Annotated in this window: 20 protein-coding genes, 1 tRNA gene and 2 pseudogenes; 11 read left to right on the forward strand and 12 right to left on the reverse strand. The window is 69.3% G+C overall.

Annotation, left to right across the window (positions count from 1 at the left end; genetic code table 11):
• The first annotated feature begins 30 nt into the window (after positions 1-30).
• Positions 31-1,218 carry a tRNA preQ1(34) S-adenosylmethionine ribosyltransferase-isomerase QueA gene (queA, locus tag IQ220_RS13975; protein ID WP_193915884.1) on the forward strand — a complete coding sequence of 396 codons (1,188 nt, stop codon included), beginning with the start codon at positions 31-33 and terminating at the stop codon, positions 1,216-1,218.
• A gap of 75 nt (positions 1,219-1,293) precedes the next feature.
• On the opposite strand, the gene IQ220_RS13980 is transcribed toward queA, so the two are convergent.
• The 3 genes and pseudogenes from IQ220_RS13980 to IQ220_RS13990 all read right to left on the reverse strand — a co-directional run bounded on the left by IQ220_RS13980 (position 1,294) and on the right by IQ220_RS13990 (position 3,011).
• A complete protein-coding gene (locus IQ220_RS13980) occupies positions 1,294-1,893 on the reverse strand; it encodes a superoxide dismutase (RefSeq protein WP_186698968.1) in 600 nt (199 codons plus the stop codon).
• 117 nt (positions 1,894-2,010) lie between these two features.
• Positions 2,011-2,626 (reverse strand): annotated as a pseudogene (locus IQ220_RS13985) (FKBP-type peptidyl-prolyl cis-trans isomerase).
• Positions 2,627-2,672: 46 nt separating this feature from the next.
• On the reverse strand, positions 2,673-3,011 hold the full coding sequence (locus IQ220_RS13990) for a phasin family protein (RefSeq protein WP_193915887.1): 339 nt from the start codon (positions 3,009-3,011) through the stop codon (positions 2,673-2,675).
• A gap of 25 nt (positions 3,012-3,036) precedes the next feature.
• Here IQ220_RS13990 and IQ220_RS16235 point away from each other — a divergent pair, with 25 nt between their 5' ends.
• A complete protein-coding gene (locus IQ220_RS16235) occupies positions 3,037-4,617 on the forward strand; it encodes an apolipoprotein N-acyltransferase (RefSeq protein WP_370566494.1) in 1,581 nt (526 codons plus the stop codon).
• 219 nt (positions 4,618-4,836) lie between these two features.
• Here IQ220_RS16235 and IQ220_RS14000 read toward each other — a convergent pair.
• A pseudogene (locus IQ220_RS14000) lies at positions 4,837-5,408 on the reverse strand (peroxiredoxin).
• A 167-nt stretch (positions 5,409-5,575) separates the two neighbouring features.
• On the opposite strand from IQ220_RS14000, the gene IQ220_RS14005 reads away from it, so the two are divergent.
• Positions 5,576-6,199, forward strand: coding sequence for a methyltransferase domain-containing protein (locus IQ220_RS14005; protein WP_193915890.1), 624 nt, complete (start codon positions 5,576-5,578; stop codon positions 6,197-6,199).
• A gap of 4 nt (positions 6,200-6,203) precedes the next feature.
• Here the strand turns inward: IQ220_RS14005 and pdxH are convergent, their stop codons facing one another.
• Entirely contained in the window at positions 6,204-6,848 is a 645-nt protein-coding gene (gene pdxH / locus IQ220_RS14010; protein WP_186700192.1) for a pyridoxamine 5'-phosphate oxidase, read from the reverse strand.
• A gap of 37 nt (positions 6,849-6,885) precedes the next feature.
• Here pdxH and IQ220_RS14015 point away from each other — a divergent pair, with 37 nt between their 5' ends.
• On the forward strand, positions 6,886-7,677 hold the full coding sequence (locus IQ220_RS14015) for an AhpC/TSA family protein (protein ID WP_193915893.1): 792 nt from the start codon (positions 6,886-6,888) through the stop codon (positions 7,675-7,677).
• Between the two features lie 2 nt (positions 7,678-7,679).
• Positions 7,680-8,105 carry a DUF1499 domain-containing protein gene (locus IQ220_RS14020; protein ID WP_193814735.1) on the forward strand — a complete coding sequence of 142 codons (426 nt, stop codon included), beginning with the start codon at positions 7,680-7,682 and terminating at the stop codon, positions 8,103-8,105.
• Here IQ220_RS14020 and IQ220_RS14025 read toward each other — a convergent pair.
• Entirely contained in the window at positions 8,083-8,475 is a 393-nt protein-coding gene (locus tag IQ220_RS14025) for a Crp/Fnr family transcriptional regulator (protein ID WP_186698979.1), read from the reverse strand. The genes IQ220_RS14020 and IQ220_RS14025 overlap by 23 nt on opposite strands.
• Positions 8,476-8,578: 103 nt before the next feature.
• On the opposite strand from IQ220_RS14025, the gene IQ220_RS14030 reads away from it, so the two are divergent.
• On the forward strand, positions 8,579-9,094 hold the full coding sequence (locus IQ220_RS14030; RefSeq protein WP_193915896.1) for a hypothetical protein: 516 nt from the start codon (positions 8,579-8,581) through the stop codon (positions 9,092-9,094).
• Positions 9,095-9,110: 16 nt separating this feature from the next.
• On the opposite strand, the gene IQ220_RS14035 is transcribed toward IQ220_RS14030, so the two are convergent.
• On the reverse strand, positions 9,111-9,971 hold the full coding sequence (locus tag IQ220_RS14035) for a hypothetical protein (protein WP_193915899.1): 861 nt from the start codon (positions 9,969-9,971) through the stop codon (positions 9,111-9,113).
• Here IQ220_RS14035 and IQ220_RS14040 point away from each other — a divergent pair.
• Positions 9,970-10,248: a hypothetical protein gene (locus tag IQ220_RS14040; RefSeq protein ID WP_193915901.1), complete on the forward strand. Its 279-nt coding sequence runs from the start codon at positions 9,970-9,972 to the stop codon at positions 10,246-10,248. The genes IQ220_RS14035 and IQ220_RS14040 overlap by 2 nt on opposite strands.
• A gap of 120 nt (positions 10,249-10,368) precedes the next feature.
• On the forward strand, positions 10,369-10,611 hold the full coding sequence (locus IQ220_RS14045; protein WP_193915904.1) for a hypothetical protein: 243 nt from the start codon (positions 10,369-10,371) through the stop codon (positions 10,609-10,611).
• A gap of 143 nt (positions 10,612-10,754) precedes the next feature.
• Here IQ220_RS14045 and IQ220_RS14050 read toward each other — a convergent pair.
• The 4 genes from IQ220_RS14050 to ftsH form a co-directional block, all read right to left on the reverse strand.
• Positions 10,755-10,827: transfer RNA gene (locus IQ220_RS14050), tRNA-Ala, on the reverse strand.
• Between the two features lie 94 nt (positions 10,828-10,921).
• Entirely contained in the window at positions 10,922-11,539 is a 618-nt protein-coding gene (lexA, locus tag IQ220_RS14055; RefSeq protein WP_193915907.1) for a transcriptional repressor LexA, read from the reverse strand.
• Between the two features lie 81 nt (positions 11,540-11,620).
• Entirely contained in the window at positions 11,621-12,601 is a 981-nt protein-coding gene (gene argF / locus IQ220_RS14060; RefSeq protein WP_193915910.1) for an ornithine carbamoyltransferase, read from the reverse strand.
• A gap of 63 nt (positions 12,602-12,664) precedes the next feature.
• The gene (gene ftsH, locus IQ220_RS14065) at positions 12,665-14,545 is read right to left on the reverse strand and encodes an ATP-dependent zinc metalloprotease FtsH (RefSeq protein WP_186698991.1); all 1,881 of its coding nucleotides are present in this window, start codon (positions 14,543-14,545) and stop codon (positions 12,665-12,667) included.
• 95 nt (positions 14,546-14,640) lie between these two features.
• On the opposite strand from ftsH, the gene IQ220_RS14070 reads away from it, so the two are divergent.
• The 3 genes from IQ220_RS14070 to IQ220_RS14080 all read left to right on the forward strand — a co-directional run bounded on the left by IQ220_RS14070 (position 14,641) and on the right by IQ220_RS14080 (position 16,165).
• The gene (locus tag IQ220_RS14070) at positions 14,641-15,297 is read left to right on the forward strand and encodes an SOS response-associated peptidase (RefSeq protein ID WP_193915912.1); all 657 of its coding nucleotides are present in this window, start codon (positions 14,641-14,643) and stop codon (positions 15,295-15,297) included.
• On the forward strand, positions 15,294-15,539 hold the full coding sequence (locus IQ220_RS14075; protein WP_193814727.1) for a Nif11-like leader peptide family RiPP precursor: 246 nt from the start codon (positions 15,294-15,296) through the stop codon (positions 15,537-15,539). The genes IQ220_RS14070 and IQ220_RS14075 overlap by 4 nt, the downstream gene beginning before the upstream one ends.
• A 131-nt stretch (positions 15,540-15,670) precedes the next feature.
• Positions 15,671-16,165 (forward strand): DUF427 domain-containing protein, encoded by a 495-nt coding sequence (locus IQ220_RS14080; protein WP_193915997.1) that lies wholly within the window; start codon positions 15,671-15,673, stop codon positions 16,163-16,165.
• Here IQ220_RS14080 and IQ220_RS14085 read toward each other — a convergent pair.
• Positions 16,131-17,204, reverse strand: a complete 1,074-nt coding sequence (locus tag IQ220_RS14085) for a mechanosensitive ion channel family protein (RefSeq protein ID WP_193915915.1) — start codon at positions 17,202-17,204, stop codon at positions 16,131-16,133. The two genes, IQ220_RS14080 and IQ220_RS14085, sit on opposite strands and share 35 nt — an antisense overlap.
• Between the last annotated feature and the right edge of the window lie 3 nt (positions 17,205-17,207).

A 17,207-nucleotide genomic window follows, 5' to 3' on the forward strand; every position in this document is an offset into this window, starting at 1 on the left:
GCCTGATCGGCCGTGCCCGGCCCGCTGCGCTTGTCCAGCGATTCCGTTCCCTTCCCCCCCGCCTGCGGTGGCGGAGCGTCCGACGACCTGAAGCTCTCGAGCTACGACTTTCAGCTGCCGCAGGAGCGCATCGCCCAGCGGCCCGTTGAGCCGCGCCACAGTGCCCGACTGCTGGCGGTGGGCGCCCCTGCCGCCGGCTCGTCCGCTGGGAATGCCCCTGATTGCCGCCACCTGCGCGTGTGGGATCTGCAGCAGGAGCTGAGACCCGGCGACCTGCTGGTGGTGAATGACACCCGGGTGCTGCGGGCCCGGCTGCAGGCGCGCCGCCGCTCAGGTGGGCACGTGGAGCTGCTGGTGCTGGAGCCCTGGCTGGAGGAGCCCGGGCCGCCGGCGCCGGGCCGCTGGCTCTGCCTGGCCAAGCCGGCCAAGCGCCTCCAGAGCGGCGAGGCTCTGGAGGTGATCGCCGAGGGCCAGGACCCCCTGCCGGTGGAGATCTGTGGCCGCGATGCCGAAACCGGCGGCTGCATCGTGCAGTTTCCGGCGGCCTGCGCCGATGCCGCCTCCCTGGAGCCGCTGCTGGTGCGCTACGGCGCCATCCCGCTGCCGCCCTACATCCACGAGCACGATGCCGGCGACAACGACCGCTACCAGACCCGCTACGCCGCCAGGCCCGGCGCCGTGGCCGCCCCCACCGCCGGCCTGCACCTGAGTGATGCGCTGCTGGCAGCCATCCAGGTCCGCGGAGTGGCCCTCGCCACCACCACCCTGCACGTGGGGCTGGGCACGTTCCGGCCGGTGGAAACGGAAGACCTCAGGGGCCTGGAGCTCCACAGCGAGTGGGTGGAGGTGAGCCCCGAGCTGGTGGCGGCGGTGCAGGCCTGCCGTGCCCGCGGCGGCCGGGTGATCGCCATCGGCACCACCAGCGTGCGCAGCCTGGAGGGGGTGGCCGCCCTGAACGGCGGCGAGCTCCGGCCCCACTCGGGCCCGGTGAACCTGGTGATCCAGCCCGGCTTCCGCTTCGCCGTGGTGCAGGGCCTGCTCACCAACTTCCACCTGCCCAGGAGCTCTCTGCTGCTGCTGGTGAGCGCCCTGCTCGGCCGGCGGCGCCTGCTGGCGCTCTACGCCGAGGCGATCGAGCGGGAGTATCGCTTCTTTTCCTATGGCGATGCCATGTGGATCCCGCCTGAGGCGGTGCTGCCTGAAGCGGTTTCGCCGTGAGCTCCATGAAAAAAGCCCCCGTTCTGGCGGGGGCTGGCCCTGGGCCCTGATGGGCCGGGCATGGAGCAGTGGGGCTCAGGCGGCGGCCAGGTTGGCGGCCACGAAGTCCCAATTCACCAGCTTCTCGAGGTAGGTGGTGATGTAGTCAGGCCGGCGGTTCTGGTAGTCGAGGTAGTAGGCGTGCTCCCAGACATCCATGGTGAGCAGGGCCTTCTGGCCATGGGCCAGGGGCAGGTCGGCGTTGGCGGTCTTGGTGATCTTGAGGCTGCCGCCATCGAGCACCAGCCAGGCCCAGCCGCTGCCGAACTGGGTGGCGCCGGCGGTCTTGAACTGTTCCACGAAGGCCTCGAAGCTGCCGAAGTCGGCATTGATCTTCTCGGCCAGGGGGCCGGTGGGCTGGCCACCGCCACCTGGCTTCATGCACTGCCAGTAGAAGCTGTGGTTCCACACCTGGGCGGCGTTGTTGAACACCCCCGCCTTGGCGGCATCACCGGCCACGGCGGTGATGGTGTCCTCGAGGCTCTTGCCGTCGAGTTCGGTGCCCTCAACCAGCTTGTTCAGGTTGGTGACGTAGGCGTTGTGGTGCTTGCCGTGATGGAACTCGAGGGTCTGACGGGAGATATGGGGCTCGAGCGCATCTTGGCCGTAGGGAAGCGCGGGAAGCGTGTGGGCCATGGATGGGATGTCGTTCTGAAAAGTGCCCGCCGGCGTGACCGACGGCACATCCATCCTAACGATCGCTAAAGATTCCTTGGCCGTTTCCGGCCAGGGCCGGGCCGCTGCGGCCCGGGCTCAGCGGCCGATCTCCAGCAGTTCCACCTCGAAGATCAAGGTGGCGTTGGGGGGGATCACGCCGCCGGCACCCCGCTCGCCGTAGGCCAGATCGGGGGGGATCACCAGCTTGCGCTTGCCGCCCACCTGCATGCCGGCCACGCCCTCATCCCAGCCCTTGATCACCCGACCGCCGCCGAGGGGGAAGGAAAAGGGTGCGCGGCCGTAGCTGCTGTCGAACTCCTTGCCGTTCTGGAGGGTGCCGCGGTAGTTGACGCTGACGCTCTGGCCGGCGCTGGCCTCAGGGCCGTCGCCGATCACCAGGTCGGTGATGCGCAGGCCACTAGCGGTGACCCGCTCCTTCGGGGCTGTCATGGGGTCGCCGAGCATGTCGGCCTGGGCGATCTCGGGGCTGGGTTCCGGACCATGGCGAACAGGGTGGGGTTGGGGTCGTCGGGATCGAGTTCATAGGGGGCCGTGCTGACCACGGCGGCAGGTTTCGCCACGGCCGGGGCGCTGAGGGGGGCGGCTCAGCCGGGGCGGCGGCGGCCACGGTGGTGGGGCTGACCAGCTGGCTCACAAAGGCCAGCAGCAGGCACAGCACACAAACGGTGGAGCTGATCAGGATGTCGCGCATGGCAAGCCCGTAGAGGCTCCGATTCTGCCGACTCGCCGGCATCGGCCTACTCGCCGGCAGACTCACCGTTGCGCTGGCGCAGCGACTGCTCGAGGCGATCGATGCGACCGCGCAGTTCGTCGAGCTCGCGCTGCATCGGGATGCCGAGGTCCTGCAGCAGCTGGTCGCGGTTGCGCTCCAGCTGGCGGCCGGCCTGCTCCTCCAGGCCAGGTGTGTCGCCGCGCAGGGCCCGCATCACGTCCTCCACCAGGGCGGAGGCGTGGCTGGGGTCGAGCTTGCCGCTGCGCACCCACTCCTGGCTCACGTAGCGCAGCCTGTCGTTCACCAGGGAGGTGGTGCCGAGGCCCCGCAGCAGCAGTTGGTGCAGGGGGTTGGAGGAATCCATCAGTGGGGCCTCGCGTGAGTCGCGTGTGGTTCAACCTTGGCGCTTCCTACGGTGGCCTGCCAATGGCGGTCGAGGGACGGTTGCGCGGGATCGCTCTGACGGCCGGGGCACGGGGCGCCTCGATCCGGGCCGCCGCCGCTGGCCTGCTGGCGGGCGCGCCCTGCCGCCGCTGGGCTTCCCCCCCCTGCTCTGGCTGGCCCTGGCCGTGCTCTGGCATGGCAGCAGCGGTTCGGGGACCCGCCGCCTGGCCACAGGAGGGCTGTGGGGCGCTCTGGCGGTGCTGGTGAGCCACCACTGGTTGCTCGGCCTCCATCCCCTCGACTGGATCGGCGTGCCCCTGCCCCTGAGCCTGCCCCTCTGCCTGCTGTTGCTGTTGGTGCTGGCGGCCCTGGGGGCGCTGCTGGTGGCGGGCTGGACCTGGCTGGCCGGCCTGCTGGGACCTGGGCGCTGGAGCACGGCCCTGCTGCTGGCCGGCCTCTGGGGCGCCGCTGAACTGGCCCTGGCCCGGGGGCCGCTGTTCTGGCTGGGGCTGGGGGCGGCTCCCCTGCCCGGCGATCTGCCGCTTGCCGGCCTGGCGGCGCTTGGCGGCAGTGGCCTGGTGGCGGCGGTTCAGGTGCTGCTGGGCTGGGGCCTCTGGCGGCTGGTGGCGACGCCCCCTGGGGGCTCCGCCCTGGCGCCGGCCTTCCGCTGGCGCCGGCTGGGGGCCTGGCTGCTGGTGGTGGTGCTCCTGCACGGCAGCGGCGCCGCCCTGCTGGCGTGGCAAGCCGTGGGCGAGGGGGCCGCCGAGCGGGTGCTGGTGCTGCAGCCCGCGATTCCCACCCGCGAGAAACATACCGGGGAAGCGCGGCGGCAGCTGGAGCAGCAGCTGCAGGCGGCCCTGCTGGAGGCCCAGCAGCGGCAGGCCGTGGCGGTGCTGCTGCCGGAGGGGGCGCTGGGGCTGGAGCCCCGGCTGCCCCAGCCGGCCCCGGTGGAGCTGCTCAGCGGCGGCTTTCGCTGGCAGGAGGGGCCCGGCGGTCCCGAACAGCGCAGTGCCCTGCTGCGGTTCGGCGTGGGTGACAGCCGGCCCGCCACGGCGGTGGACAAGCACCGGCTGGTGCCACTCGGGGAGTGGGTGCCCCTGGCTGGCTGGCTGCGCTGGAGCGGCCTCTCAGCCGTGGGCGGCGTGGAGCCTGGGCCGCCCTCCCGGCTGCTGGCGCGGCCCCAGACCCCCCTGGGCGTGGCCATTTGCTACGAGCTCTCCGATGGCATGGCCCTGAGTGCGGCCACCCGCGAGGGCGCCACCTGGTTGCTGGCCAGCGCCAACCTCGATCCCTACCCCTTGATGCTGCAGCAGCAGTTCGCTGCCCTGGCCCAGTTGCGGGCCATCGAGGCCGGCCGCTGGCTGGTGAGCTCGGCCAACACAGGCCCGGGCCTGCTGGTGGACCCCCGCGGAGCGGTGCGGGGGCGGATGGCCCCGGGCCGGGCCGGCACGGCTGTGTTTGAACCCGTGCCGATCACCCGGCTCAGCCCCTACGGCCGCTGGCGGGAGACGCCCCTGCTGCTGCTGGCGCTGCTGGGCCTGGGTCTGCGCCGCTGGGAGGGGCGCAGGGCACGGCTCAGCCCGTGAACTGGAGCGCCACCTCCACCAGAGTGAAGCCGAGCAGCCCGGCGAGGGCGAGGAGGGATCCGGAGCTGGTCATCAGCAGGAGCGCCAGGGGCGGTGCGGGGGGTGAACCTTGATGGCGAGATTCTGACGAAAACCTTAAGGAAGCGCCCGTAGCGTTCGTCACCCTCCTGCCAATCGTTACAGTCCAGCCCCGCTCAGCACAGTCCAGCCCCGCTCCGCTCATCCCTCGAAGCTGCGGCGCGCCTCGCTCACCCCGGCAGGGCTGGTGCCCTTGAGGTAAGCCAGCATCGTGTCGGCATCGGACACCTCAAAGGGGTCGATGGGGCAGTTGTCCCCGAACTCGGGCTCGGCGAACACCTTCTCGATCACGCCGTCGTTGACGAGCATCGAGTAGCGCCAGGAGCGCAGCCCGAAGCCCAGATTCGACTTGTCGACGAGCATGCCCATCTTGCGGGTGAACTCGCCGTTGCCATCGGGCAGCAGCATCACGTTGTGGGCGCCCACCTGCTTGCCCCACTGGAACATCACGAAGGCGTCGTTCACCGAGAGACACACGATCGTGTCGATGCCCTGGGCCTGGAACTCGGCGTAGAGCTCCTCGTAGCGGGGCAGGTGGTTGGAGGAGCAGGTGGGGGTGAAGGCGCCGGGCAGGGAGAAGAGCACCACGCGCTTGCCGGCGAAGATCTCGTCGCTGCTGAGGTCTTGCCAGCGGAAGGGGTTGGGGCCGGGCACGGATGCATCGCGCACGCGGGTCTGAAGGTGACGCTGGGAACGCGGTTGAGGATGGCCATGGGGGTTGTGGAAAGGGGCGGATGGAACAGGCGAAGCGCTGGCCGGGGCCAGATGCTGCTGAAGTTAACTCATAGTGACTCCGCTTTGCAATAGGCCAGGACTGCGGGGGACGGCTTCCCCTGCCCGGCTGCTGCTGTCAGCCTGGCCCCAGCCGCGCCAGCTCCGGATGACGCCCTCCTCCTCTGCCGAAGCCCAGCGCTGGGATCGGCGCTACCGCGAGGGGCGTGATGGCTGGGAACTGGGCCAGCCGGCCCCGCCCCTGGAGCGCTTTCTGCGCCACCACCAGCTGGCTCCCCGGCCGCCTGGGCGGGTGCTGGTGCCGGGCTGCGGCCGCGGCCATGAGGTGGCCCTGCTCGCCGGGGCCGGGTTCAACGCGGTGGGCCTTGATCTCAGTGCCCTGGCCCTGGAGGAGGCCCGCCGGCGGCATGGTCCCGATCGCCCCGGGCTGCAGTGGCTGCAGGCCGATCTGCTCGATCCCCCAGCCCTGGAGCAGACGGGGCTCGCTGCCGCCAGCCTCGATGGCGTGCTGGAGCACACCTGCTTCTGCGCCATCGACCCCGCCCAGCGCCCCAGTTACGCCCACACCATCGCCCGGCTGCTGCGGCCTGGGGGCTGGCTGCTGGGACTGTTCTGGTGCCATGGACGCCCCGGCGGCCCGCCCTGGGGCAGCGATCCGGAGGCCATTGCCGCGCTCTTTGCCGGGGCTGGCCTGGTGCAGCAGCTCTGGCAACCGGCCGAGGGCTCGGTGCCCCAGCGCCAGCAGGAGTGGCTGGGGCTGTGGAGCCACTGAGATCTCAGGGGGCCAGCCGTTCCAGGCGCCAGGGCGGCGCGCTCTGACGGCTGTAGAGGAAGCGGTCGTGCAGGCGGTTCTCGCGGCCCTGCCAGAACTCGATCGTGGCCGGAACCACGCGAAAGCCTCCCCAGCTGGGCGGCCTCGGGATCTCCCCGGCGGCGAAGCGCTGCCGCATGTGCTCCCACTGCATCTCCAGGATCTGGCGGGAGCTGATCACCTGGCTCTGCTGCGACACCCACGCCCCCAGGCGACTTCCCCAGGGCCGTGAACGGAAGTAGGCCAGCGACTCGGCAGCGGAGATCCGCTCGGCCTGTCCTTCGATCGCCACCTGACGCTCGAGCACATACCAGGGGAACAACAGCGACACCGCCGGCTGCTGGGCGATCTGGCGCGCCTTGCGGCTCTCGTAGTTGGTGAAGAACACGAAGCCGCGCTGGTCGAAGGCCTTGAGCAGAACCGTGCGGGAGCTCAGCCGCTGGCCATCACTGCTGCAGAGCACCATGGCGTTGGGCTCCGGCACGGCGGCCGCCTGGGCCTGGGAGAACCAGAGCCGGAACTGCTCCACCGGATCCGCGGCCAGCTCCGAGCGCCGCAGGCCGCCGCGGCGATACTCCTGGCGCAGATCCGCGAGTGCCCCGCCGCCCATGCCAGGGTCTGGGCCACGGGTGCTGTCATCGCCGGCCATGGAAGCGGAAGGAAAGGTGGAGCCTCTGCTGCAGAGGCTGGCAGGGGTGAGCGGCATGGGGCCGGGGCAGCGCCGCCTGGTGTTGATCCTGCCCCAGCTGGGGGATTTCGACAGCCTCGAATACGCCCAGCAACTCGTGCCCGTGCTGCCCCGGCTCGAGGCGGCCGGCATCGCGCTGCTGGCGATCGGCCTCGGTGAGGCGGCCGGTGCGCAGCGCTTCTGCGCGTTCACCGGGTTTCCCGCTGACCGGCTGCAGGTGGAGTCGGAGCCTTGGCTGCACCGGGCCCTGGGCCTCTCCCCAGGCCTGCAGGCTCCGGGCGGACCCTGGCCATCGCTGCTGTTGATGTGCGCGGGGATCGCCTCGCCCGGCACCCTGGCGGAGGTGCTGCGCGGCTACAGCGGCGACCGCAGCGCCGCCCAGCGCCTTGCCGCCGAAGACACCGTGCTGGTGCCGCCCCTGCCGCCGATCCGCGGCTCGCTGCTGGCCCTGGCCGGCGGGGAGGGGTTCCTGCGGCCCTTCGAGCTGGCCCTGCTGCGGCTGGGCAACATGGCGGAAGTGCTCGGCCGCTGGCGCACCTACGTGCCCCACCACCGTCACCTCACCCAGCGCGGCGGCACCTTCCTGCTGGAGACCGACGACACCCTCCTCTACAGCCACCGCGATCCCGGCCTGCTGGGCTATTCGGCCACCATGGCGAGACCGCTGAGCTTCCTGGATCCGTTCCTGGAGTCGCCGGTGTCGCCATCCACCCCAACGCTGAGCCCCTCCCCTCGCCTGGAATCACCGTGACCATGCTGCTGCCTCCGTTCCTGATCCAGAGCCTGCTGGCCCTGAGCCTGGGCCTGTTTCACCTGGTGGGTCCGGTGCCGACCGACCTGGGCCTGGAGCAGGGGGCCCTGGCGGCCTGCCCATCGCCCGCCCACTGCGCCAGGGAGAGCTGGCCGGTGGCCGACCCTGAGGCGGCGCTGCAGCTGGTGCTGCCGGTGCTGCTGGAGCAGCCCCGGGTTGAGCTGGTCGAGCAGCAGGGCGGCTACGTGCATGCCACCGCCAGCAGTGCCCTGTTCGGCTTCGTGGATGACGTGGAGCTCTACGCCGATCCCGATGCCGGGCTGCTGCAGGCCCGTTCGGTGTCGCGGCTGGGGGATTCCGACCTGGGTGTGAACGCCAAGCGGCTGGCGCTGCTCCAGGCCGCCCTCACACCCGGGCCCGGCGCTTGAGGTCGCGCAGGCGGCTGCCCAGGGACTGCAGCATCTCCAGGGCGAACATCGGCATCTCCTGCACGGCGAAGAGGAATTCCTGCTGGTTCATCACAAGCAACTTGCAGGGCGTCTTGGCGGTGGCGGTGCCGAAGCGGCGGTGCGAGGGATCGAGGAAGGCGCCGATGCCGAAGGTCTCGCCCGGGCCGATGGTCTCCACCAGGCTGCCGGCATCCCAGTCGAGTTCCACCGTGCCCTCCAGCAGGCCGTAGAGGCAATCACCGGGGTCGTTGCTGTGGAACAGCACGTCCCCGGCCGCGATGGTCAGAACGCTGCGCTTCTGGGCCAGGGCCTCGATGGTGCTGAGGGCGTTCGTGGAGCTGAGGGACATGGGGAGGACAGCGACAGGGTCCTCGCAGAGGACAGGTCCATGGATAGCCCCCGCTGGCCAAGCTGCGGTTAAGAGAGGATTAGTGCGGTAGGCCTGGGCCGTCGTGGGCATCGCTGTCGCAGGAATCATCGATCCGTCATGGGCCCGCTCCCTGGATCGCTTCTCGGGTCGGGATGGCGTGGTGAACGTGTGGATCAACCGCCGCGGGGCCTTCGGTGCTCTGCCGGTGTCGCGCGTCGAAGCGCGGTTCATCCGCGGCACCTTCCGGCGGCTGGATCGCATCACAGGCCTGCGCTTCGCCTACACCAGCCGCCGCCTTTCGGATCTCGATATCAGCGCCGTGCAAGACCTGGGCGGCAGCACAATCGGCCTCGCCTCCCGCCGCCCCGGCTGGTTTGAGGTGGCCTGGGAAGGACGCCGCGGAGGCCGGCTCACCCGCAGTGAGCGGCGCACCATCAACCACGAGATCGGCCACGTGCTCGGGCTCGATCACCCCTTCGGCAACGGCTTCAACCCCCGCTACACCACCAAGGACACGGTGATGTCGTACAACGTCCGCCGCAACTTCGGCTACACCAGCTCCGATGTGGCGGCCCTGAAGTTCCTCTGGGGCGGTTAAACCTGATTCAACGAGGCTATTGATACAGATTGACGAGGACGATGCGTGTGGCAGAAGCCGCTTGCGGGTGGCCTCGGTGGGCCCCATGTTGCGCTGAAATCACCATGTCGCCGGCGCGGCAGAAAACGGGAAGAGCGACATGCCCAGCCAGCAAGCGGTATTCATGCTTGTTGAGGCCGTGGTGCTCGTTAAAGGCCTGGTTCTCTTGTCGCAGGGCTGCATCGTGGTGTGAACACATGATGTAGCAGTAGGGGCCTATATCAAAACAATTGACGTCGTTGGCATAAACAAATGACTTGACCTTGATTCTCTCTCCGTCGCAGTGGTAGAAGCGCGTGTTCTCCACTCCCTTGCTGACGTAGAGATTTCGGCACTTCACTTTCAGTTTTCTGTCGAAAGCTCTGCGGGCCAGGGCCTCAACGAGGTCTTCGTGCTGGCAGTCGAGAATCAGTTGACGATTCTCCGGAACAAGATTCTCAGGATGGAAAACATCCATCATGCCGTCGTCTTCTTCATGCCGGAAATTCACCACCGGCTTGGTGCTCTCCACAAGGGCCTTGTAGCCACGTAGCAGCCGATGCTCACCGCGGTTGAGGATCAAGTGCGGTAGCTCACGCCCCGGCGTCAACGCGGCAACGTCGTCCCAGGTGCGTTCTGCCATGGTGGCCAGGGCGTCAACGGCCTGCCTGGACGCCGCGCCACGAATCACGATCAGGCCAGTGCGCGAGAGGGTCTCGGCTGCCTCCTGAACCTTCGATCGGTGCCTTCGCAGCGTCTTGAGGTCGAAGCAGATGGCACGAGTCTCACGCCATCGCCGCAGGCCGGAGTGGAGTTTTGGCTCCTGATAGAGCGGGGGAATGTCCCCAGACAGAGCCATGCCTGCCGAAGCTGATCGCGTGGACAGTAACAGCAATCAATCGTTATGGAAGACCAAGTTGGGGGCTCGGGAGCGCTACTACGGAGCCCTGCAGCTCGGCTGTCCCGTGGACTTCTACCAAGGGCGCCATGACCCTGACCACAGCGCCTGGCTCAGCTACTTCGTGGATGTGATCCAGCAGGCTGCTGCGGATCTGGCCCAGCGCGCCGAAGCCCTTCAGGCCCATCAGGAACCGCCCGATCCTCACCCGCTTGCGGGCGTGCCTCGCCGCTGGTGAGGGCCAGGCGGACCAATTCAAGCCGGCTGATCTGGAGGAGTGGTTCGCCGTGTCGCCAACCGCAGCGGCAGGAATAAGACAAGTGGACCGCCGATCCCTTCGCCCAATTTCTCTGAGCCCATGATCCGCCGCACTCCCACCATTGACCCCGAGCTCAGAGCCCGCCAGGAGTGGCTCGGCTCCCTGCAGCCTGTGGGTTTGGTGGTGGCCCCGGCGGCGATGCAGGACGCCGGCTGGGTGGTGACCCGCAGCGGCAGTGCGCTGATCGAGCCCCAGGAGCGCTACCGAGCAGCTATGGCTTGGCCCGGGTGGGCCCCGCGCAGAAGCTGGGCCGGATCAGCCTCACAGGATCAACGCCCTTGAAAGCCGGATCTCAGCGAGGCAATCGAGGCAAGCAGCCAGGAAGGGGTGATTCTGCGCCCATTTCTGCGCCCACTGATGGAGTGGTGCCAAGAAGCAGAAATCCCACCTGGTTCAGAAGCCAGATGGGCAAAGGGTTTTTGGAATGGAGCCAAGCGGATTCGAACCGCTGACCCCCTGCATGCCATGCAGGTGCTCTACCAGCTGAGCTATGGCCCCGTTGTGAACGCACGGCTGGAAGAACGCTGGTCGCTCAACCGTTAGGCCTGGTGGCCTTGCCTGGCGCTGCTGGAGCTTACAACGCGGTGGGCCCTCACACCTGGCGCCAGACGGCCACCAGCTTGCCCTGCACGGTCACCTGGTCGGCGGGCAGCACGATCGGCTCATAGGCCGGGTTGGCGGCCTCCAGGGTCACGGTGGCGCCCTGACGGTGGAAGTGCTTGAGGGTGGTGCCGCTGCCGTTCACCAGGGCGCTCACGATCGTGCCCTGGCGCAGGCGGGCGGGATCGACCACCGGCTCCAGCAGCACCACGTCGCCATCGGCGATGTGGGCCTCCACCATCGAGTCGCCGTTCACGGTGAGGGCGAACAGGCCGCGGGTGTCGAGCACGGGGGCCAGGTCGAGCCGTTCCTGCAGGTCGTCATAGGGCTCCACCAGCCCGCCGGCGGCCACGGCGCCCAGCACCGGGATGCCGGCGCTGCCGCCCCCCAGCAGCTCCAGGGTGCGGGCCTGGCCCTCCTGCCAGGTGAGCCAGCCCTTCTGCTGCAGATGCCGCAGCCGGCTCTGGATCGGCGCCGGCGAGCGCAGCCCCATGGCCTCCATCATCTGGCGGATGGAGGGGCTGTGGCGATGGGCGCCGATGTAGTCGGCCAGCCAGTCGTAGAGCTCCTGCTGGGCCTGGGTGAGCACGTCAGGCTGGGATCGGGGCACCGCGGCGCTGTCACTGATACAGATGTACCGCCCCCTGGCCGGTTTGTCCAGTGGGCCGCCCGGATGCCGCTCAGATGCCGCTCAGATGCCTCCCAGCAAGGCGGCCAGCAGGGCCTGCTGGGCATGCAGGCGGTTCTCGGCCTGATCGAAGATGCGGCTGGCGGCACCCTCCATGGCGCCGGCGCTGATCTCCTTGCCCCGGTAGGCCGGCAGGCAGTGCAGCACGATGGCGCGGCTGTCGGCCTCGGCGATCAGGTCTTCATCGAGGCACCAGCCGGCGAAGGCGGCGTCGCGGCGCTCCTGTTCGTCCTCCTGGCCCATGGAGGCCCAGACGTCGGTGTAGAGGGCATGGGCACCCCGCACCGCCGCCACCGGCTCGTGGTGCACCTCCACCACGCACTGACGCTCAGCCGCCAGGGCCTGGGAGCGCTCCAGCACGGCGGCATCGGGGCTGTAGTCCACCGGGCAGCCGATGCGCACGTTCACGCCCAGCAGGGCGCCACAGAGCATCAGGGAGTGGGCCACGTTGTTGCCATCGCCCACGTAGCTGAGCGTGAGGCCGGCCAGGTCGCTGGCCCGGTCGCCGAAGGCCTCCTGCAGGGTGAGGTAGTCGGCCAGGGCCTGGCAGGGATGTTCCAGGTCGGTGAGGGCGTTCACCACCGGCACCGAGGCCCAGCGGGCGTACTCGGCCAGCTCCTCCTGGTCGTAGGTGCGCACGGCCAGCACATCCACATAGCGGCTCAGCACCCGGGCGGTATCGGCCACCGGCTCGCCGCGGCCCACCTGGGTGATGCCCGGCTGCAGGTCGATGGTCTGGCCGCCCAGCCGCGCCATCGCCACGTTGAAGCTGGTGCGGGTGCGGGTGGAGGCCTTGGTGAAGATCAGGCCGAGCACCTTGTCGCGCAGGTCGATGTTGCGGGTGCCGCGCTTGAGGGCTGCGGCCAGATCCAGCAGGGCGACGGTCTGCTCGGCGCTGAGGTCGGCTGAGGAGAGCAGGTCGAGGCCGCGCAGGGCCTGGAGAGCGGCGAGGCTGGCGCCGGCAGACGTGGGCTGACTGGCCATCGGGCCCCGTTCAAACATCCCTTATCGGAGATGGTGAGCCCCCCAGTCAAGGGGGGCTCAGGCTCAGGCCAGGGCCTTGGCGTCTTCGGGCATGACGCTCTCAGCCAGCAGATCGCGCAGGTTGTCGCCTTCGATCACCTCTTTCTCAAGGATCTCCTGGGAGATGCTCTCCAGCAGGGAGCGGTTGTGGCGCAGGATCGCCTGGGCCCGGTCGTGGGCCCGGTCCACCAGGCTGCGCACCTCCTTGTCGATCGCCTGGGCCGTGGCATCACTCACCACCCGGCGGGGGTTGTTGCCAGCGCCGAGGAAGCGGCTGCCGCCCTGCTTGTCGTAGGCCAGGGGGCCGAGGATCTCGCTCATGCCGTAGGTGCCCACCATCTGCTCGGCGATGTCGGTGGCGCGCTGCAGGTCGTTGGCGGCACCGGTGGTGACCTCGCCGAACACGATCTCCTCGGCGCTGCGGCCGCCCAGCAGGGTGGCGATCTGGCCTTCGAGATCTTCCTTGGAATTGAGGAAGCGCTCCTCGGTGGGCAGCTGCAGGGTGTAGCCGAGGGCGCTCATGCCACGGGGCACGATCGAGATCTTGGCCACTTTGGCGCCACCGGGCATCAGGTGACCCACGATCGCGTGGCCCACCTCGTGGTAAGCCACCACCTTCTTCTCCTCGGGCTGCAGCACCCGGCTCTTCTTCTCAAGGCCGGCCACCACCCGCTCGATCGCCTCATTGAGGTCGCCCTGCTCCACGCTGGTGCGCTTCACCCGGGCGGCCAGCAGGGCGGCCTCGTTCACCAGGTTGGCGAGATCGGCGCCGGCGAAGCCACTGGTGGCCTGGGCGATGCGATCGAGGTCAACGCCCTCGGCCAGCTTCACCTTCTTGGCGTAGATCTCGAGGATCATCTTGCGGCCGGAGAGGTCGGGGCGATCCACCAGCACCTGGCGGTCGAAACGGCCGGGCCGCAGCAGGGCGGCGTCGAGGGTTTCGGGCTGGTTGGTGGCTGCCAGCACGATCACCGGCTTGTCCTGGCCCGTGAAGCCATCCATCTCGGTGAGCAGCTGGTTGAGGGTCTGCTCGCGCTCGTCATTGCCGCCCACCACGCCCATCGAGCCGGAGCGGCTCTTGCCGATGGCGTCGAGTTCGTCGATGAAGATGATGCAGGGCGCCTTCTTCTTGGCCTCTTCGAACAGATCGCGCACCCGGGCCGCACCGGCGCCCACAAACAGCTCCACGAACTCCGAGCCGGAGATGATGAAGAAGGGCACGCTGGCCTCGCCGGCCACGGCCTTCGAGAGCAGGGTTTTGCCGGTGCCTGGAGGCCCCACCAGCAGCACCCCCTTGGGAATGCGGGCACCGATGGCGGCGTAGCGCTCGGGGGTCTTGAGGAAGTCGACGATCTCAGTGAGTTCGGTCTTGGCCTCATCCACCCCGGCCACATCGGCGAAGGTGACGCGGGATTCCTCATCGGGCACGTACACCTTGGCCTTGCTCTTGGTGAAGCTCAGGGCCCCCTGGGCACCGCCCATGCCACTGCGGCGGGCGAAGAACTGCAGCACCAGAATGAAGATCAGCGGCGGCACCACCCAACTCAGCAGGGTGGTGAAGAAGTTGGGCTTCTGGGGCGGTGCGGCGGCAAACTCCACGCCGTGCTGCTCCAGTCGCTGGGGCAGGTCCATGTCGAAGATCGGTGTGGTGGCCAGCACCGTGGGGGCTCCTTCGGCAGGGGCCTCCTTGAGTTCGTAGCGGATCTGCTCCTGAGTGATGAAGGCGCGCTTGACGCCGTCGTCGTTCACCTGGTCGATGAACAGGGAGTAGGGCACCCGGGGCACCTGGGAGGAGCCGTTGGGAAGGAAGTTGCTGAACAGCAGCAGAACGCCGAAGCCGATCAGAATCAGATTGATCAGGCCGAAGCGCCGCGAGGGCCCTTTGTCATCCTGTCGGATCGGCATGGTGCGGCAGCCAAAGGTGTGCCCAAGCTAGGCCTGGTGGGTGAGAGCCCGAACCGACCCGGGGTTGGGAGAACCGATCCTTCACCGTCCCTGCCATGTGCGGCCGCTATTCCCTCACCAGCGAGCTCGACCGCCTGCTGCCCAGGCTCCGGGGGGCCCTGCCAGCGGGGTTGCGGCAGCACTACGCCCCCCGGCCCCAGATCCGCCCCGGGGAACCGCTGCTGCTGCTGCGGCAGGAGCATGGCCAGCTGGGGGCGGCCCTGGCCCTCTGGGGTCTGCTGCCCAGCTGGGTGAAGGACCCCGGCGGCTGCCGGCGGCCGATCAACGCCCGCGCTGAAACCGTGGCCGAGAAGGCCAGCTTTCGCGGGCCCTGGCGCCATCACCGCTGCCTGATCCCCGCCGATGCCTTCCAGGAGAAGGGCCATCAGGTGCGCCGCGCCGACGGGGCGCCGTTCTGGCTGGGGGGGCTGTGGGAGCGCTGGATCGGCGCCGACGGCAGCGAGCTCGACACCTGCTGCGTGCTCACCACCACGCCCAACGACCTGATCGCTCCCGTTCACCACCGCATGCCCGTGGTGGTGCCGGACGGCCTGGAGGAGCCCTGGCTGGCCCCCTGCGACGGCCCCGCCCTGCGGGCCCTGGAGCCCCTGCTGCAGCCCTGGGATGGCAGCGCCTGGCGACTGGAGCCCCTCCCGAAGCCAGCGCCGCAGTGTGCACCGCTAGACCAGGACCAGTTGGAGCTGCCCTGGTGAGCCTGGAGCAACTGGATGCCTTTCTGGCCGAAGCCCGCAGCCAGGAGAGCCTGGCCGCCCGCCTGAACCAGCCCCTGGAGCTGGTGGAGTTCCTGGAGCTGGCCCGCTCCTGTGGTTACGGCGTGGACGAAGCCGATGTGCTCGCCGCCCAGGAGCGCCAGGACGCCCAGCTCAGCGACGCTGAACTGCAGCACCGTGCCGGCATCGAGGCCCGCAAGCTGCGGCACTTCATCCAGGCCTGAACCCCTGGTTCTGAATCCCTGGTTCTGAACCCCTCAGCCTTGGCCTCCCGGCTCCCGACAGAACGCCTGTGACCCCCCTCACTCCAAGCCACGACGCCGGCGGCCCTGAACCTGGTGCGTGGGATCAGCCGATCAGCAGCCGCCGGCCCGATCAGGTGGCGCTCTACCCCCGCCCCCCGGCCCTGGTGGCCTGCAGCCTGCCCGTGCAGGTGCGCGCCCTGGGCGAGGAACTGGCCAGCAGCGACCACTCCCTCTGGGTGCTCGAAACCTTCCACCCGCCCACGATCTACCTGCCGCCTCAGGCCCTGCGCAGCGCATGGCTGCGGCCCGGCTCCGGCCGCTCCTTCTGCGAGTGGAAGGGGGTGGCCAGCTACTGGGATTTGCTGCGGGATGACGGTGGCCCTCAGGAGCGCCGGCTGAGCCGCGCCCTGTGGAGCTATCCCCAGCCCACCGAGCGCTTCAGCGCCCTGGCGGGCTGGTTTTCTCTCTATCCGGCCCTGATGGACGGCTGCTGGGTGGATGGCGAGCCGGTGCAGCCCCAGCCCGGCGGCTTCTACGGCGGCTGGATCCTGCCCTGGCTGCAGGGCCCGTTCAAGGGAGATCCTGCCCACCCGGAGCTGAGATGAGGGTGCGGGTGGGGAAGGGCATGCCGCCGCCGTGCTCGGCCACCACCGCACCGATCAGCAGCAGCACCCGGTGCTGCACGGCCCAGGCCACCTTGATGTCGCCGCTAGGGGCAAAGCAGATCAGGCGCAGGTCCAGGCTCGAGTCGCCGTAGCCGATGAAGTGCACCAGGTGGTCCTTGGCGCGATCCACACCCTCCACCTCGAGCACCCGCTCCTGCAGGGCTGCGCAGATGGCCGGAATCAGGTGGCGGTCGCCGTAGCTGAGGCCGAAGGGAATCACCAGGCGCCGGTTGTCGATCTCGGCCACGTTCTGCACCGGCTGGGTGGTGAACACGCCGTTCGGCACATAGATGCGCTGCCGGTCGGGATCGCGCAGGCGGGTGTAGAACCAGCTCACGTTCTCCACGGTGCCGAGCAGGGAGAGCTGGGGCAGGCTGATCGTTTCGCCGATCGTGAAGGGCCGGTTGATGTAGATGCTCAGGCCGCTGAGGGCGTTCTCCACGATCGTGCGGGCCCCGAAGCCCAGGGCCGCCGCCCCGAAGCCCCCGGCCGTGATCAGCACCGACGGCGACACCCCAAACATCTGCAGCACCTGGAAGCTGAGCAGCACCCAGATCAGGATGCTCAGCAGCTTGGTGAGCACGTCGAACAGGAACATCCGGTCTTTGCCGTCCAGCTGTGGCAGCAACTGGCCGGCGTAGCGCTCGGCCTTGCCGCTGAGTTCAGCCTTCCAGCGCAGCAGGGTCCAGAACACCCCCACCGCGATCAGGCCATCCCGCAGGGCGACGCCGCCCCGGGCCTGGGCCAGCAGATCCGGAGCGGCCAGGCCGGCGGCCCACCAGAGGGCTGTGCCGAGGGCCAGGGTGAGGCAGAGGCTGAGCTTGCTCAGCAGCAGCAGGGCGCGCCAGAGGGAGTCGCTGCGGAAGCGGCGGGCCAGCTGGTCGAGCACCAGCCACAGCGCCGCGGCCAGCAGCAGCCCCGCCAGCAGCAGCTGCAGGTTGAAGGGCAGGGCCGCGGCGGCAGCGGTGGACGGGGACATGGC

The sequence above is a fragment of the Cyanobium sp. LEGE 06113 genome, from assembly GCF_015207615.1.